This is a genomic window from Hymenobacter endophyticus, assembly GCF_032464715.1.
GTDB classification, from domain to species: Bacteria; Bacteroidota; Bacteroidia; order Cytophagales; family Hymenobacteraceae; genus Hymenobacter; species Hymenobacter endophyticus.
This window is the reverse complement of sequence record NZ_JAWDJT010000001.1, coordinates 245,502-260,640: the sequence shown is the minus strand read 5'-3', so window position 1 is coordinate 260,640 and position 15,139 is coordinate 245,502. Positions and strand designations below refer to the sequence as shown.

The 15,139-nt window shown below is 61.1% G+C and carries 15 protein-coding genes; 11 read left to right on the top strand and 4 right to left on the bottom strand.

Going from position 1 to position 15,139, the window contains the following annotated elements:
- The first annotated feature begins 2 nt into the window (after positions 1 to 2).
- Positions 3 to 773 (top strand): YdcF family protein, encoded by a 771-nt coding sequence (locus tag ROI90_RS01105; RefSeq protein ID WP_315996496.1) that lies wholly within the window; start codon positions 3 to 5, stop codon positions 771 to 773.
- A 22-nt stretch (positions 774 to 795) separates the two neighbouring features.
- On the opposite strand, the gene ROI90_RS01100 is transcribed toward ROI90_RS01105, so the two are convergent.
- On the bottom strand, positions 796 to 1,572 hold the full coding sequence (locus tag ROI90_RS01100; RefSeq protein WP_315996495.1) for an oxygenase MpaB family protein: 777 nt from the start codon (positions 1,570 to 1,572) through the stop codon (positions 796 to 798).
- A 236-nt stretch (positions 1,573 to 1,808) separates the two neighbouring features.
- Here ROI90_RS01100 and ROI90_RS01095 point away from each other — a divergent pair, with 236 nt between their 5' ends.
- Entirely contained in the window at positions 1,809 to 2,210 is a 402-nt protein-coding gene (locus ROI90_RS01095; protein ID WP_315996494.1) for a ribosomal maturation YjgA family protein, read from the top strand.
- 43 nt (positions 2,211 to 2,253) lie between these two features.
- On the opposite strand, the gene ROI90_RS01090 is transcribed toward ROI90_RS01095, so the two are convergent.
- Positions 2,254 to 3,654, bottom strand: a complete 1,401-nt coding sequence (locus ROI90_RS01090) for an NAD-dependent succinate-semialdehyde dehydrogenase (protein WP_315996493.1) — start codon at positions 3,652 to 3,654, stop codon at positions 2,254 to 2,256.
- A 253-nt stretch (positions 3,655 to 3,907) separates the two neighbouring features.
- Between ROI90_RS01090 and ROI90_RS01085 the strand changes: the two genes are divergently transcribed.
- The 6 genes from ROI90_RS01085 to ROI90_RS01060 all read left to right on the top strand — a co-directional run bounded on the left by ROI90_RS01085 (position 3,908) and on the right by ROI90_RS01060 (position 8,758).
- Entirely contained in the window at positions 3,908 to 4,465 is a 558-nt protein-coding gene (locus ROI90_RS01085) for an RNA polymerase sigma factor (RefSeq protein ID WP_315996492.1), read from the top strand.
- A 2-nt stretch (positions 4,466 to 4,467) separates the two neighbouring features.
- Entirely contained in the window at positions 4,468 to 5,364 is an 897-nt protein-coding gene (locus ROI90_RS01080) for an anti-sigma factor (protein WP_315996491.1), read from the top strand.
- A gap of 60 nt (positions 5,365 to 5,424) precedes the next feature.
- Positions 5,425 to 6,039, top strand: a complete 615-nt coding sequence (locus ROI90_RS01075) for a heme NO-binding domain-containing protein (RefSeq protein ID WP_315996490.1) — start codon at positions 5,425 to 5,427, stop codon at positions 6,037 to 6,039.
- 236 nt (positions 6,040 to 6,275) lie between these two features.
- Positions 6,276 to 7,073, top strand: coding sequence for a hypothetical protein (locus ROI90_RS01070; RefSeq protein WP_315996489.1), 798 nt, complete (start codon positions 6,276 to 6,278; stop codon positions 7,071 to 7,073).
- Between the two features lie 99 nt (positions 7,074 to 7,172).
- Positions 7,173 to 7,682, top strand: coding sequence for a hypothetical protein (locus ROI90_RS01065; protein WP_315996488.1), 510 nt, complete (start codon positions 7,173 to 7,175; stop codon positions 7,680 to 7,682).
- A 110-nt stretch (positions 7,683 to 7,792) separates the two neighbouring features.
- Complete coding sequence (locus ROI90_RS01060) at positions 7,793 to 8,758, top strand: alpha/beta fold hydrolase (RefSeq protein ID WP_315996487.1); 966 nt, start codon at positions 7,793 to 7,795, stop codon at positions 8,756 to 8,758.
- 9 nt (positions 8,759 to 8,767) lie between these two features.
- Here the strand turns inward: ROI90_RS01060 and ROI90_RS01055 are convergent, their stop codons facing one another.
- A complete protein-coding gene (locus ROI90_RS01055; RefSeq protein WP_315996486.1) occupies positions 8,768 to 8,995 on the bottom strand; it encodes a hypothetical protein in 228 nt (75 codons plus the stop codon).
- A gap of 265 nt (positions 8,996 to 9,260) precedes the next feature.
- Between ROI90_RS01055 and ROI90_RS01050 the strand changes: the two genes are divergently transcribed.
- Positions 9,261 to 9,650, top strand: a complete 390-nt coding sequence (locus tag ROI90_RS01050) for a hypothetical protein (protein WP_315996485.1) — start codon at positions 9,261 to 9,263, stop codon at positions 9,648 to 9,650.
- A gap of 271 nt (positions 9,651 to 9,921) precedes the next feature.
- Entirely contained in the window at positions 9,922 to 10,611 is a 690-nt protein-coding gene (locus tag ROI90_RS01045) for a carboxypeptidase-like regulatory domain-containing protein (protein WP_315996484.1), read from the top strand.
- 85 nt (positions 10,612 to 10,696) lie between these two features.
- Here ROI90_RS01045 and ROI90_RS01040 read toward each other — a convergent pair whose 3' ends face one another.
- Complete coding sequence (locus ROI90_RS01040) at positions 10,697 to 12,184, bottom strand: APC family permease (RefSeq protein ID WP_315996483.1); 1,488 nt, start codon at positions 12,182 to 12,184, stop codon at positions 10,697 to 10,699.
- A 138-nt stretch (positions 12,185 to 12,322) separates the two neighbouring features.
- Here ROI90_RS01040 and ROI90_RS01035 point away from each other — a divergent pair, with 138 nt between their 5' ends.
- Positions 12,323 to 15,049 carry a hypothetical protein gene (locus ROI90_RS01035; protein ID WP_315996482.1) on the top strand — a complete coding sequence of 909 codons (2,727 nt, stop codon included), beginning with the start codon at positions 12,323 to 12,325 and terminating at the stop codon, positions 15,047 to 15,049.
- The last annotated feature ends 90 nt before the right edge of the window (positions 15,050 to 15,139 follow it).

The following is a 15,139-nucleotide window of genomic DNA, read 5'->3' as shown; positions in this document are numbered from 1 at the left end:
CTATGTTTTTTATTTTCTCCAAGCTTCTGGATTTTGTGTTGTCGCCGGCTGTGTGGCTGGTAGGGCTGGTGATGCTGGCCCTGCTGGTACGCAACGCCCGCTGGCAAAAGCGGCTGCTGTGGGCCGCGGCCACCGGGCTGGTGCTGTTCACCAACCCCGCTCTGCTCAATGCCGCCATGCTAGCCTGGGAAATACCGCCCGTTACCCTACGCCAACTGGGCCACCACGATGCGGGCATCCTGCTCACGGGTATCACGGAGGGCAGAAAGTCGCCCCACGACCGGGTGTACGTGAGCCAGGGCGCCGACCGGCTGCTGCACACATTGTGGCTGTACCGGGCCGGCCGCATCCGGCGCATCATCATCACGGGTGGCTCCGGGGCGGTTGGTGGGGCGCAGGGCCACAGTGAGGCCAAGGAGTTGCAAATTCTGCTGCGGCTGGCTGGTGTACCCAAGCAGGCTATTCTGCTGGAAACCCGCAGCCGCAATACCCGCGAAAATGCCCTGTTCACCAAGCAGCTCCTGGCCCAACACCCCGAAATCAAGTCAACGGTCCTGATAACTTCGGCCTTCCACCAGCGCCGGGCCATTGGCTGCTTTGCCAAGGTAGGCCTGCACCCGGCCCCGTTCCCGGCCGGCTACTATTCCTCCGACCACAAACCCACCTTGGCCTACTGGCTGGTACCCGGCGACCAGCCGCTGGCTCTTTGGAGCATCCTGCTGCACGAAATGGCCGGGTACGCCGTGTATCGGGTGTTGGGCTACGCTAGCTAAAGCGCGTTGCTGTTTGAGCAGCCTATTGAAACGCGGGAGCAGGCGCTACATCCAGCGCGGCAATCTGGGCCCGGTAATCGAGGGGTAGCAAACTGGTTTTCACCCATTGGCTGAGGCGCAGATGCTTGGTGGCGCGGTAAAGTGGCACTATCGGCTGCAGCCAGGAGCGGCGGCCGAAGCCCAGCAGCTGGCTTACCAGCGCGGGCACTACCAGGCGCTGGCCCTGCAGCAGCAGGCGGTAACGCACTGGGCCCAAGTGGCGGCGGTACTGGCGGTATAGGTCGGTGGTACAGGCGCTGTGCACGAGGTCCTGCTCCAGGTGGTGCTGGCGGTCTGGGAGCCAGGCCGCGTACGTAGCCGGCAAATCCGGAATACCCATGCGTTGGCCCACCCGGCAGAACACGTCGAACACCTCGGCCCGTTCCGCTTCCGCAAGGGGCCGTTCCAGCAGCTCAAATGCCCGAATAGAGTAATCCATGAGCATATAAAGTACGTCGCGGTAGGCCCAGGCCGGAATCTGCTGGCCCCGCTTGGCCTCTACGGCGCCATGAATGGCCGCAATGGTGTCAATGGCCTGCTCTGCGCCCTGAGAGTCGGCAAATACAATCCGGCGCGCGTATTCCACCGTCGAGAACAGCCGGCCCAGCGGGTCGGCGGGCAGCCGGCCCGTGAAGTACAGCCAGTCCACGGCTTTATTAACGGCAAACTCGGCAGCAGCACCGGCAAAAATGAACAGCACAGTGTCGGCCTTGCCCCAAATAGTGCGCACTACTGAGTTTTGAGCAACAAAATATTCCATACAACTCTGCAATAATCCCACCTGACCAGAAGGCAGGATTAGGTATTTGTTGACACAATAATAATTCAAATTACTTTGTATTGCAAAGTAAATAAGAAAATTGCCTCCGCTTCAGGCTAAGCTGTTTGCCCGGTAGCGGCCCTGAAAGGTGCCCGCGCGGGCTGGTCAGCAGCCTCGGCCACAACACAATGGTTATCAGTCGCCCCAACGTGTTCCGCTCCTTAACTACCGCCCACATGCCTACCCGCAGCCAACTTCTCTACACGTTTTTATCCCTGCTGACCGTAGTGCTCGGGCTTGCCTCGCGGCGGTACGGGGGAGAGCTGCCCGGTTGGGTGGTCGCCTACGCCGGCGACGCGCTTTGGGCGCTGCTGGTGTTCTGGCTGCTTGGCTGGTGCCAGCCCCGGCAGCCCGGCCGCTGGGTAGCAAGTTGGGCGCTATTGGTGGCATTCGGGGTGGAGTTCAGCCAGCTTTTTCACCCGCCCTGGCTAGATACCCTCCGCCACACTACACTGGGCGGCTTGGTGCTGGGGCGGGGCTTTCTGTGGAGCGACTTACTCTGCTACACCCTCGGGGTGGCAGTAGGGGCCGGGTTGGAGCAGTTGTGGGCGGGACGCGGCAAGGCCCCTGGCTTTTGAGCGTTAGCGCGAAAACCAGGGGCCTTGGGCTGGTGCGTAGCCGTTATTCTACCTTCTTCTTTTCCTCGGGTTTGGCGTTGGGCGCTACCCAAATGGACTTCTGGTTGACGAATTCCCGGATGCCCAGGTGGGATAACTCCCGGCCGTAGCCCGACTTCTTCACGCCCCCGAACGGCATTTCCGGCGACGATTTTACCAGGCTGTTCACGAAGACCGCGCCGGCTTCCACGCGCCGGGCCAACGCCTGGCCCCGGGCCGCGTCGCGGGTCCAGATGGAGCCGCCCAGCCCAAAGCGGGAGTCGTTGGCCAGCCGGATGGCATCATCGGCGTCTTTGGCTTCCAGAATAATAGCCACGGGCCCGAAGAACTCTTCCGAGTAGGCCCGTTGGCCGGGCTTTACCTGACTGAGCATTACGGGCCGGAACAGGGCGGTGCCGGGCTTGCTCTGGCCGCCATACAGTTCCACCTTCGCGCCCTGCTTCACTGAATCCCCTACCTGCTGAGTCAATTCGTCGGCCAGGTCGGCGCGGGCCAGGGGGCCGTACTGGGTAGCCGGGTCCAGCGGGTCGCCGGTACGGAAGGCCAGCAGATGAGTTTTCATCTGGCTGATAAATTCCTTAAGCACTAGCTTCTCTATGATAAAGCGCTTGGCGGCAATGCAGCTCTGCCCGGCGTTAATCATGCGGGCCTGGGCGGCGGTTTTGGCCGCCAGGGCCACATCGGCATCAGCCAGCACAATAAAGGCATCGGAGCCGCCCAGCTCCAGCACGGTTTTCTTGATTTGGCGGCCTGCCGCAGCGGCTACGGCGGCCCCGGCCGGCTCCGAGCCGGTGAGCGTCACGGCCCGCACCCGGTCGTCCTCAATCAGCTTTTCTACCACTTCTGAGCCCACCAGCAGCGTGCGGAACGTGGCGGGCGGAAATCCGGCATCATGAAAAATCTTCTCCAGCGCCAGGGCGCACTGTGGCACGTTGGAGGCGTGCTTGAGCAGGCCTACATTGCCCGCCATCAGGGCCGGGGCCGCAAAGCGCACCACCTGCCAGAACGGAAAGTTCCAGGGCATTACGGCCAGCACAATGCCAATGGGCTCGTGGGCAATGAAGCTATGCTGGGCGTCAGTTTTGATTTGCTCATCGGCCAGAAACTGCTCGGCGTGGTCGGCGTAATAGTCGCAGCAGAGGGCACACTTCACGGCTTCGGCGCGGCCATCGGTAACGGGCTTGCCCATTTCCCGGGCCATCAGCTCGGCCAGCTCCTGCTGCCGCTCCCGCAGCAGCTCGGCGGCGCGGCGCATCAGGCGGGCCCGGTGGTCAAAACTGGTGGTGCGCCACTGGGCAAAGGCCTGGTGGGCCTGGGCCACTATACGCGCCGTTTTGGCCCAGCCAAAGGCCCGGAAGCGGCGCTCAACGCGGCCGGAGTAGGGGTTTAAAGACTCAATAGGCATACAGATAGGCTCAGAAAGTAGATGGAAAATACCGCCGCAGGACTTCAGGACAGCAAGTAAGGCAACAAACCAGTCGCCGTTGGGTTATTTGCGGCCATAACATCCGTGGGCCGCTGGCCGTAGCACCGGAGTTTGGTAGGAACAGCTGGTAGTTCGCGCCCTGCTTCGACCACATTGTGCGTTTATCGTGTACATTCGTTTCATCTGCGGGGTGGGCTTTGCTACGCCGCCCTGTCACTCTTAGTTGCTGCCCGTGTCTGCTACTACACCTGAGTCAGTTACCCTGGAAACGGAAAACCTGCTCGTGCAACGCCTGCGCGACCGGGACGAAGGGGCCATGACTATTTTCTATGACAAGTACTCCGCAGCTCTGTATGGCGTTATTCTGCGGATTGTAAAAAAAGAAGAGCTGGCCGAGGATGTGCTGCAGGAGGCGATGGTGAAAATCTGGCACTCATTTCCCTCCTACGATGCCGCAAAAGGGCGTTTGTTTACCTGGGTGATGAACGTATGCCGAAATTTAGCCATCGACAAAATCCGCTCCCGACAGTACCGCGTAGGTAGTCGTACGCAGCCGATAGAGGAAAGTGCAGCGCTGCGCCAGGCCGCCGAACCTTCGTTCCGGCCTGAGCACATTGGCTTGCAGGAAATGACGCGCCAGCTGAATCCGGAGCAGCGGCAAATCGTGGACCTGCTTTATTTCGGCGGATTTACGCAAAGCGAAGTGGCAGAAGAACTGAACCTTCCCCTCGGTACGGTGAAGACCCGCGCCCGGGCGGCTATTAAAGTACTTTCTAAACTGATTCGGTAATCGTGAACATTCAGGAATATATCGAATCCGGTATTCTCGAAGAGTACGCCTTGGGCGTGCTGAGCGAGATGGAGCGCTCTGAAGTAGAGCGTGTTGCAGAGGAGCATCCGGAGGTAGCCCGGGAGTTGCTCCAGGTCCAGCACAGCCTGGATGCCTACGCTGAGGCCCACGCCGTAACGCCTCCCGACGATATGCGGGAGCGGGTGCTGCGGGGCTGGCAGGAGGCCATCCGGAACTCTGGGGAACAGCAAAGCCAGGTGCCGCCCGTTACCGCGCCTCAAATGGTGGCCTCTTCGGCCCCGGAGCCGGTAGCGGTGCCCGCTCCGCCGCAGGAAAATGGCGTGGTTCGGCAGCTACCTACCGCCGAGCCGGCCCCCAGCCGGTTGAAGTGGCTGATTGCCGCATCCGTGGCCTTGCTGGTGTTGAGCGGTCTGGGTAACTACTTGCTGTATAGCCGCCTGCAGGAAACCGAAGCCAACTTGGAGGTGGCCCAGACTGAGCAGTCGCGCTATGCGGCTACGCAGCAGGCGGCCCTGAAAGAGCGTGACCAGGAGCTGGCAGTGCTCCGCAGTGCCGATTTCCGCTCGGTAGAGCTGAAAGGCACGCCCAAAGCTCCCGAAGCCTTGGCCCGGGTATACTACAACCCTACCACCAAGGCCGTGTACGTGGATGTGCGCAACCTGCCTGCTCCGCCCTCCGGCAAGCAGTACCAGCTCTGGGCCCTCGACAATGGCAAGCCGGTGGATGCCGGTGTACTGGCTACCGCCACTGCCGCCGGCGACAGTATCCAGCAGATGAAGGACATTGCCAGCGCCCAGGCCTTTGCCATGACGGTGGAAGATGTTGGGGGAGTAGCCTCGCCCACGCTGAGCACCATGACGGTAATTGGTAACCTATAAGGCTGGACAGTAGTTAAAGCAGGGAGTTGATTGCTACGGCAGTCGGCTCCCTGCTTTTTTATGTTCATTCACTGCCAGAAAAACCGGTTTGCCTTGCGGCCTTTCCTGGTAGTATACCTGTCTTTGTCCGTGCACGGAACCATCTTTACTCTCCTGAAACGCTACGTACAAACCCAGTACGACCACAGCACCTGGGTGCGGCTACTGGAAGTGTCGGGGCTGACTGCGGCCGACTTCGACCACAAGCATGTGTACCCTGATGAGCATATGTACCGGCTAGTGGGGGAAGCTGCCACCATGACGGGCCTGTCGGCCGATGAATTGCACGAGAAGTTTGGGGAGTACCTGGTGCCCGACCTGATGTACATGTACCAGCGCCTGCTTCAGCCCGAGTGGAATACGCTGGATATGCTGGAGCACACTGAGAATACCATGCACCGGCAGGTACGGCAGGAGCACGCCGACAATGCCCCGCCCGTGCTGAATGTCACTCGGGTTTCGCCCGACGAGCTACTAATTGACTATGTATCGAAACGGCGGATGGGCGGGCTGGCCGTGGGCATTGTGCGGGGAGTAGCCGCCTACTACGATGAGGCAGACCAGATAGAAGTAGAGCCAGTTACCTCCGAAAACGGGGAGAAAGTACGGATTCGGGTGTGGCGCGTGCGCAAGTAAATCCGGCGGGTACACGAACATTCGGCCTGGGTTTGCGCGTAGTAGGGCCTACTCCTGAGTTTGTTTCCCCTCCCGATATGTTGCGTACCTCCTTTTCAGTCGTTTGCTTGTGCGTGGGCACCAGCCTGCTGTCCTGCTCTTCCGAATCAGGCAGCAGGAAGCCCGTAAAAACGGAACCGGCCCCGCACGGCAACCCCCTGACGCAGCAAGGAAGCCCATTTCTAATGGCCTGGGCAATGAACCCTCTGTGGGAGGATGGGCAGGAAGAAGTGGCCGTGTATGAGGCCGAGCAGAAAGTGGACGGCGAAATCCGCCGCTTTGTGTACACGCAGGCAACGGCCAAGGAGGAATTCAACCAGCAGTACAACGTGCGTACCGATTCGTTGGAGCGCAAGGATATTTTTCCGGTGATGCGCCTCACTCAATTGTACAGTATGCCGGGCACCGCCTATCCGCACCACGCTCAGGCTACGTTGTTTTTCCGCCGCGACCAGCCAGTGGTGCTGCACAAACTCACCGCCTCGGTGCAGGAGTGGGCAGGCAACGTGTTCAAGGCAATACTGGATGATGGGCTGCAGTACCAGCAAGCCTACACCTCCTACCACGATGGGCAGGGTAGCGGGCAGCGTGTGCTGCGCCACAACGTGCTCTTTGAGGATGCCCTGCCCTACACTCTGCGCAGTCTGGATTTTGCCCGCCGCCCCTCTTTCCCGGCGGCTGTATACGAGTTGCAGCTAACAAACCAGGCCAGCAGGCCCACCCTATACCAGGCTCAGGTGCGGGTAGAAGAGGGGGCCCCCACCGACACGCCCGACCCCGCCTGGCGTGTGCGCGTGACCCTAACCGACGCCCGTCAAAACCAATACTGGTTTGCCAAGGCCTACCCCAATGTGCTGCTACGCCGTACTACCTGGGACGGCCGTACCCTGTGGCTGAAACAGGTAAGCCGCCGCGCCGCTCAGCTTAGCTCCACTCCAGCCGCCCCCGACTCGGTAACCACCCCTTCCGCAAGCGCTACAGTAGTGAAGGGCTAAATGCGTAGCTTCACGCTTCTAATCGTCTGAAACCAGGGTATGGAAGGGCTATTCCAGGAAATTTTAAACAGGGCGCGGCAAGAAAAACGCCTGCTGGGTGTGCGCACCAGCCAAAGTGAGCCGGGCCGTTTTTCGGTGGGCTACGTGCTTAGCTTCTCCGATGAAGTGCTGGTGCTGCGCATCATCAACCGCGACGGAATGCCCACGGCCATCCAGTCGTTTAACATGCAGGAGGTGTTTCAGCTGGACTTCGATGACCAGTACATCCGCCACGTTGAGTTCAAGGCCGATAACCTGGATAAGGTGTACGCCGGGCTCAAGTCGCCTCAGTTTCTGGAGCAGGAGTACGTGTCGGTGCCGTTGCTGCTGGAGCGGGCGCACCAGCTGGGCCAACTGGTAAACGTGTACACCCATCTGGGCATGGACTACTTCGGCTACGTGCGCCAACTTACGCCGGAGCAGGTGCTTATGGAGTGCTTCACCGAGTACGGGGCGGCCGACGGGCTGGTTGTGTTTCGGGTAGAGGACATCCGCAATTTTATCTGGAGCAACGAGGATACGCGCGTGCTGGAGTTGCGCCTAAAGCAGCGCGGCCCCCTGGGAGCCTAGTAAGCCTGGCATAACTTAAAACCAGGACAGGCAGTTTACGAGGTGGTTTCTCTGAGTCTATCTGTCTGCGTATGCTACGTTTTTGCCTTTGCACTCTACTCGGCTGTTGGTTGCTGTTAACCTGTGCCCGGGCCCAATCTCCCTCGCCTACCAGCCTGAACGCCACCCTCGATGGGCTGGATTATCCGTATCCGGTGCGCTACCTGCCTTTGCAGCTGGAAGGGCAAGCCGTGCGTATGGCCTACATGGATGTGCCGGCCCGCAGTGCCAGCAACGGCCGCACCATTGTGCTGCTACACGGTAAAAACTTCTTCGGGGCTTACTGGCGCGAAACTGTCCGGTTTCTGACCGGCAACGGCTTCCGGGTGATAGTGCCCGATCAGGTGGGGTTCGGCAAATCGGACAAACCCGATATCCACTACTCTTTTCACCAACTGGCCCTCAACACGCACCGCCTGCTCGATACGCTGGGCGTGCGCAAGGTCGTAGTGGTGGGACACAGTATGGGCGGCATGCTGGCTACCCGGTTTGCCCTGCTGTATCCGCAGCAAACTGAGCGGCTGGTGCTGGAAAACCCCATCGGGCTGGAAGATTACCGCGTAGGCGTACCGTTTCAGCCCCTGGCCCAGGCCGAAGCCAGTGAGCTGAAAACTACCGAAGCCAGCCTGCGGAAATACCACGCCACCTATTACCCCCACGGTTACCCTACGGCTCACGACGAATGGCTGCTGCCCCTGCTAGCGCAAACCCGCCACCCCGATTTTCCGCGGGTGGCCCGGGCCAATGCCCTCACCTTCGATATGATTTACCAGCAGCCGGTATGCTACGAGTTCAGCCAACTACGGGTGCCTACGCTACTCGTTATCGGCCAGGATGACCGGACGGTGGTAGGTAAAGGGCTCATCAAGGACGCGGCCGTGCTGGCGCGCATGGGGCAGTACCCCGCGCTGGGCCAGCGCACGGCCGCTCAGATCAAGGGTAGCCAACTGGTTTCTTTGAGAGGGGTAGGCCACATCCCGCATCTGGAAGCTGCGGCGGCTTTTCACCGTGAGCTACTGGCGTTTCTGAAGAAGTAACGTGTGAGCCTAGTGGTGATGATGGTGGCCACTGTCGGGCTTGCCAAACAGGTTGAGTAAGGTGCCAGCTACGTACAGGCCCAGCCAGCAGAGGTAGAGGTAGTTGTAGCCTTCGGGCTGGGTTTGGCCCAGCCACCGGATAATGAGTTGCGCGCCCCCACTCATAATGGCCCCCACCACGGCAATGTACTGGAAGCTGTTGAGGGCGCTGGGACGGTATAATTTTGAAAAATCCATGAGAAGGGCAACACTGAAAAGTACAGGACGCAGGAAAACGGGTTCCGGCTGAAATTAAAATCAAGGTCTTTGCCAAAAGCAAGCTGAAACGCCCCGGCAAAAGTACGTACGAGAATAGCAGTGCGGAGGTAGGCCCAACATTACCCACCCAGGCCTACCGTTTGAATGGTAAAAAGCAGCGTCTGGCGGGCAGCTACCATCAACCCTGGCACCCGGCCACGCGTACAGCTGGGTAGTACCAACCCCACCCATCAGACAATTCAGCATGGCTACTTCCAACGAGACCTCCAATAAAGACATCGTCCATAACAGCGAGCAGGCTATTCCCGAAAACGAGCAGCTGGAAAAGGAAAAGGAATTTAAAAAGGACATGAGCAACGGCAAAGCTGCCAGTGACCCCTCGGCCCAGCGCAACACCGGCGCCGGTGGCTACACCCAGCGCTCCGACCAAAAGGACCAACTGGAAAACCTGCACATTGGCGGGGGCGAAGGGCAGCCGCAAGGCGGCAACGAGCACCACGAAGCCGGTGAGCAGGCCAGCGGCCCCGGTTTTGGCGTAGAGGGCAGCTACCAAATGGGTAACGACATCCGCACCCAGGATCAGGATTTCGGCGAAAAGGCCCCAAGCGGCCCGGCTAAGCCGGCCCACGACTAATCGTAGCTACACTTAGAAAAACAAGGAGCCCCGCTTTCTACTGGTAGAAAGCGGGGCTCCTTATTTTTTGCATACTGACATAAAACAGGGGCATTCATTGCAATCAACCCGGGAAATAAATCCAGATATTGGAAATGCTGTTAGGAGAAGCACTGCGGAAAGATTTATCTTTAGCGGCCGTTCGTGTGGGGGTAAGTGCCCACTTACTCCTGCAGGCTCTTTTACTTCCTCCGACTCACACACACTCCCCACTTCATTCTTCCCCTGATTTATGGATGTAAACACTTCTACTCAACCTGAAGAAGTTCCTTCGGACCTCAACCTCGAAGAGGAAGATCTGTCATCGGGCAACCGCCGGCTGGCTATTATTGTAGGCGCCATTGTAGCAGTGTTGGTGTTGGGTTACGTGCTGTTGCCGGCCCAGGCTACCCGCCGGATTGCCAGTGCCATGCCCGTAATGGAGCTGGGCGAGGCCACGGTAACGGCCTCGCGCCCCCAAGAAGCCGCTGCTGCAGAGGAAAAGTCTGCCGAGGATGAGTCGGCCGCTAAGCCCGCCACGGCAGCGGCTAAGCCAACGGCCGCTAAACCCACTACCACTGCTGCCGCCGTAGCTGCGGCTCCGGAAGCCGCTCCGGCCGATGAGCCCGTAGCAGTGGAACCAGTGCCCGCCGCCGTGGCTCCCGCCGCAGCTGAGGCGGCCCCCGCCAACGTGACCATGACGGGCCGCATTCTGGATGAAAACGGCCGGCCCATGGCCGGCGCTACCGTGATGGTGCGCGGCCTGAAGAAAGTGGCCGGCACCGATGCCAATGGCAACTACTCCATTGAAGTACCCGCCGGCGAAAATACCCTAGTATACGGCTACGGTGGCTACGAGGACCAGGAGGTGCGCACCCGCAACTCCCAGCCCCAAAACGTAACGCTGCTGCCCAAAGAAGGAGCCCGCCGCAAACGCCGCTAGCAGCCAATCAACCGAACAAGTAGCCAAAAAAAGCCCCGCCCGGTAAAACCGGGCGGGGCTTTTTTTGGCCGGAAGGCTCTTCTTATCAGGAGTCAACTCTCTCGCTCTTGCTGGCAAACTGCTTCCCGAACAGGAAGTACACCGGTACGCCTACGGCCACCAGCAGCAAGCCGCGCTGAGCGAATTTGGAGTTGGCCGGGTCGGTGAGCAGGATAAAGCAGAAGGCCGAGGCCAGCACCACGTACAGCAGCGGCACCACCGGGTAGCCCCAGGCCCGGTAGGGGCGGGGCGCATCGGGGCGGGTGCGGCGCAGCACAAAAATGCCGATGATGGTGATGACGTAGAACAGAATTACCGAGAACATCACGTAGTTCAGCAGCTCACCATAGGAGCCCGACAGGCAGAGCAGGCAAGCCCAGAGGCACTGGCCCCACAAGGCCACGCTGGGCACACCCGCCTTGTTGAGCTTGGCCATACCGGGGAAGAACACCCCATCTTTGGCCATGGCGTAGTAGGCCCGCGCCCCCGACAGCAGAATGCTGTTATCGGCGCTGAAGGTGCTAATCATGATGAGCACGGCCATGATGTAGGCACCGGGCGCGCCCATGATGCTTTCGGCGGCGGCCGTGCCCACCCGCTCGTTGGCGGCGTACATGATGCCCCGGCCCATTACATCGGTGGCGGCAGGGTCGCCGTGCAGGGGCAGTACCAGCAGGTACACCACGTTGATGAGAATGTAAAGAGCCGTGACAATGCCGGTGCCCAGGGCCATACTGAGTACGATGGTACGCTCGGGCCGCACAATCTCGTCGCCCGAGAAGCCGATGTTGTTCCAGGCGTCGGAGCTGAACAAGGAGCCCGTCATGGCCAGGCCAATGGCCGATACCAGGGCCGCTACCGTGAGGGGTGTGCCCTGCCCGGCCGCGTCAAAGCTCATGGCCTGCCACACGTTCTCGAAGTTCTGGCTCACGGCCTGCTCATTCACCCCCAGAATCAGCCCAAACAGAATCAGGAGGCCCAGGGCCACCAGCTTGGTGCTGCCGAAGACGTTGGAAATCAGCTTGCCGGAGCGCACGCCCCGGGAGTTGATGAAGGTAAGAAACACCAGCAGCAGAATAGCCAGCAGCTGCACGGTGGTAAACTTAAAAGTGCCCAGGAGCGGGACGCCTTCCAGCTGAAACAGCACATTGGTTTCGGAAAACCGGGGCAGCAGCACGCCCGTGAAGCGGGCAAACGCCACGGCCACGGCCGCAATTACCCCGGTTTGAATCACCAGAAACAGCGTCCAGCCGTAGAGGAAGGCCACCAGCTTGTTGTAGGCCTCGCGCAGGTACACGTACTGCCCGCCTACTTTCGGGAACATGGACGACAGCTCACCGTAGCTCACGGCCCCGGCCAGGGTAATCACGCCCGTCAGCAGCCACACCACCAGCAGCCAGCCGCTGGAGCCTACTTTGCGGCTGATATCGGTGCTGACAATGAAAATGCCGGAGCCAATCATGCTGCCGGTCACAATCATGACGGCGTCAAACAGCGTAATGGCCCGCTGAAAATGGCCTTGTTTTTCGGACATAGGGAGAAGAGTAGGAAGTGTTTCGGGGCGGAAGATAGAAAACTGCCCTGCAAACCCCGCACCCTGCCCGGCCGTAGCAACAGCGCACTCCGCGCCGAATAGCTATTTTTGACCTTCCCACCTCCCGGGTTTCCCTGCATGTCGCAACGAGTACTGGTTTTCTTGACGGGTTTGCTGCTGCTCACGGCGCTGGGCTCCTACGTGTACTACCGCCGCACCGTGGCCCGCGTACCGGTAGACCCCTGGGCTCTGGTACCCGAGGATGCCGTGCTGGTGGCCGTCACGCGTGACCACCCCACGCTGGTGCGCCACCTCAAGGAAACCCAGCTCTGGGATAACCTCTCGGCCGTGCGCTATTTTCAGCAGGTGGAGGACCAGCTCACCCTGGCCGACAGCCTGACCGGGGGGCGCAACGTGGTGCTACGGTTTCTGGGCCGCAAGCGGGTGCTTACCTCCCTGCACGTTACGGGCCCGGGCCGGTTTGATGTGCTGTTTCAAATACCCATCAGCAGCGTGCGGGAGTACCGGCAGGTGCGCAGCCTGCTGGAGGGCCTGGGCCGGGACCCGCGCTTCGAGGTATCCGACCGGGAATACGAAAACCAGCTGCTCACGGAAGTGCGCCCTAAAGGGAGCCAGGAGGGCCTCACGCTGCTGAACTACCGCAACCATCTGCTGCTGAGCGCCAGTCCCGCCTTGGTAGAGGCCGTGGCCCGCCGCCTCCAAACCCCCGAGGCCCCCACCGTAGCCGCCGACTTCCAGAGCACCGATTACTTCCAGCTGCGCGACGTAGACGCGACCCTGCTGCTCAACCAGCGCCGCCTGCCCCAGTTGCTGGCCGTGTTCTTTCGCCAGGAGCTGACCCCCGAAATGGCTACTGTGGCTAGCCTGGCCCGCAACTGCATGACGGAGATGAAGCTGGTCGGCAACAAGGTCGCCTTTACCGGCTTCGCCAACCCTGAAACTACCCACGATGGCCTGCACCAGCGCCTGCTGGGCCAGCCCGCCCAGCGTCTGCGCATGGCCGAAGTGCTGCCGCTGCGGGCCGCTCTGGTAGTGCATCTGGGGCTGGGGCCACTCGCCGTATTGCGGGGCAACCAGCGCCCCACCACTCCCGATTCGGTAGCGGCCAAAACGGGTGGGCTGCTGGACAGCCTCACGGCTCAGCTCAGCCAGGAAGCGGCCCTGTGCTATTTAGGTACGTCTTCGGCCCGGGCCCGGCCCGGCAAGCTGGCTCTAGCCTACACGGCTAACCCCGGGAAGATAAGTCTGCTGCTGGGCCAGCTGCGGCGGGCGGCGGGGGCCAGCCCGGCCTTTGGGCGGGTAGGCCCTTATCAGCTTTATCAAACCGGCGTACCCGAGCTGCCTCGCCGGCTTATGGGGTCTGTGTTCCAGGGATTTGCGACGCCGGTAGTGGCCCAGGTAGGTAATTACGTGGCTTTCGGCGACGATGAGGCCGCCTTGCAGCAGTGGCTAACGGATGTGGCGGCCGGGCAGGTATGGAGCCGTTCTCCCACGCAGGTGGCCTTTTTGCAGGAAACCCAGCCCCTGGCCCGCCTGCGGGTGCTGCTGGACACCCGCAACTGCTGGAACCTGTTGCTGCGTGGGCTGCAGGAAGAGCGGCGGGCCGGGCTGCTGCGCAACGAAACCTTATTCAAACGCTTTCCGCAGGTGTGCCTGCAGTGGGTGCCGGCCGCCAATGAGCAGGAGGCCGGGGCCCAGTACTTCACCCAGTTTGTACTGCGCCACCCCGTGGTAGGCCCCGCTGAGGCCCGCCCCCAGAACCAGAGCGGCACGGGCAGCGTGCTGGCCTTCAAAACGCCGCTGAGCAGCTCCCCGGAAGCGGTGCTCATCACCGGAGCCAAGCTGCCGGGCGTACTGGTGCAGGATACCGCCCACGTGCTGCACTACATCACCCCCGATAACGTGGTGGCTTGGTCCGATACGCTGCCGGGGCCGCTGGTGGGGCCGATATTTCGGCTGCCGGGTACTTCGGGCTTCCTACTGGCTACCCCTGGCCAACTATTCCAGTACAGTATACGGGGGCAGGTGCAGCCCAACTTCCCGCTTAACCTCCCCGATACCGTGCGGGCCACGTCCCTGAGTGTATCGCCGGGTGGGGGCGGGGTGCGCCGCCTGCTGGTGGCCGGGGCCAGCGGCAACCTGTTTCTGTATGATACCCAAGGGCGCACGTTTCCGGGGTGGCAGCCCAAGCAGCTGGAGTTCCGGCTGGCGGGCCCCCCGCACTACCTCACCGTAGCCGGCCGCGACGTGCTGGTGGTGCTGCTCGAAAATGGCTACGTATATGCCTTCGATGAGGCCGGGGGCACCTACCCGGGCTTCCCCATCAGCATGGGCGGGCGCCTGTCGGGCAGCGGCCTGGCCGAAACAGGTGCTACGCTAAGCCGCAGCCGCCTGACGGTGGTAAACCAGCATGGAGAGTTGGTGAGCTTCAACCTGAGTGGGGATATTGTGAGCCGGCGGCGCGTGGCTACCTGGAGCCGCAGCAGCCGCTTCCAGCTCATCCCCGACCAGGCCCAGCGCAGCTTTGTAGTAGCGCGGGAAGAAGGCGGCCGGAGTGCCTTGTTTGATGCCTCGGGCCGGCAGATATTGAGCCAGCAGTTCGTCACGTCGGCCCCGCGCTCGGTGCAGTACTTCAACTTCGGGCCGGGCCGGCAGTTGTATGCCCTTACCGAAACCGGCCCCGGCAACCTTTTCCTCTACGATGCCAAAGCCCGGCTGGTAAGCGGGCAGCCCTTCCGCAGCTCTGCCCCCCAGGCCGCCCTCACCTTTGACCCCGCCACCGATATTTACCACCTGTTCCGGGTAGTAGGCTCCGAGCTGCGCCGCACCAACGTGAAGTTGTAAAATGGTGAGCGGGCACCTGTCAAGGTGAGCAGCGCGAAGCAATCCGTCCTTTTCAATGCTCAGAGACCTGATAAGCAGCAAGCCCCTAAC

Excerpts from the sequence above, each read along its gene's own strand:
- ROI90_RS01090 (WP_315996493.1), bottom strand. The coding sequence starts at position 3,654 with ATGCCTATTGAGTCTTTAAACCCCTACTCCGGCCGCGTTGAGCGCCGC.
- ROI90_RS01075 (WP_315996490.1), top strand. The coding sequence starts at position 5,425 with ATGTTCATTCACTGCCAGAAAAACCGGTTTGCCTTGCGGCCTTTCCTG.
- ROI90_RS01055 (WP_315996486.1), bottom strand. The coding sequence starts at position 8,995 with ATGGATTTTTCAAAATTATACCGTCCCAGCGCCCTCAACAGCTTCCAG.
- ROI90_RS01050 (WP_315996485.1), top strand. The coding sequence starts at position 9,261 with ATGGCTACTTCCAACGAGACCTCCAATAAAGACATCGTCCATAACAGC.
- ROI90_RS01040 (WP_315996483.1), bottom strand. The coding sequence starts at position 12,184 with ATGTCCGAAAAACAAGGCCATTTTCAGCGGGCCATTACGCTGTTTGAC.
- ROI90_RS01070 (WP_315996489.1), top strand. The coding sequence starts at position 6,276 with ATGAACCCTCTGTGGGAGGATGGGCAGGAAGAAGTGGCCGTGTATGAG.
- ROI90_RS01105 (WP_315996496.1), top strand. The coding sequence starts at position 3 with ATGTTTTTTATTTTCTCCAAGCTTCTGGATTTTGTGTTGTCGCCGGCT.
- ROI90_RS01100 (WP_315996495.1), bottom strand. The coding sequence starts at position 1,572 with ATGGAATATTTTGTTGCTCAAAACTCAGTAGTGCGCACTATTTGGGGC.
- ROI90_RS01095 (WP_315996494.1), top strand. The coding sequence starts at position 1,809 with ATGCCTACCCGCAGCCAACTTCTCTACACGTTTTTATCCCTGCTGACC.
- ROI90_RS01045 (WP_315996484.1), top strand. The coding sequence starts at position 9,922 with ATGGATGTAAACACTTCTACTCAACCTGAAGAAGTTCCTTCGGACCTC.
- ROI90_RS01035 (WP_315996482.1), top strand. The coding sequence starts at position 12,323 with ATGTCGCAACGAGTACTGGTTTTCTTGACGGGTTTGCTGCTGCTCACG.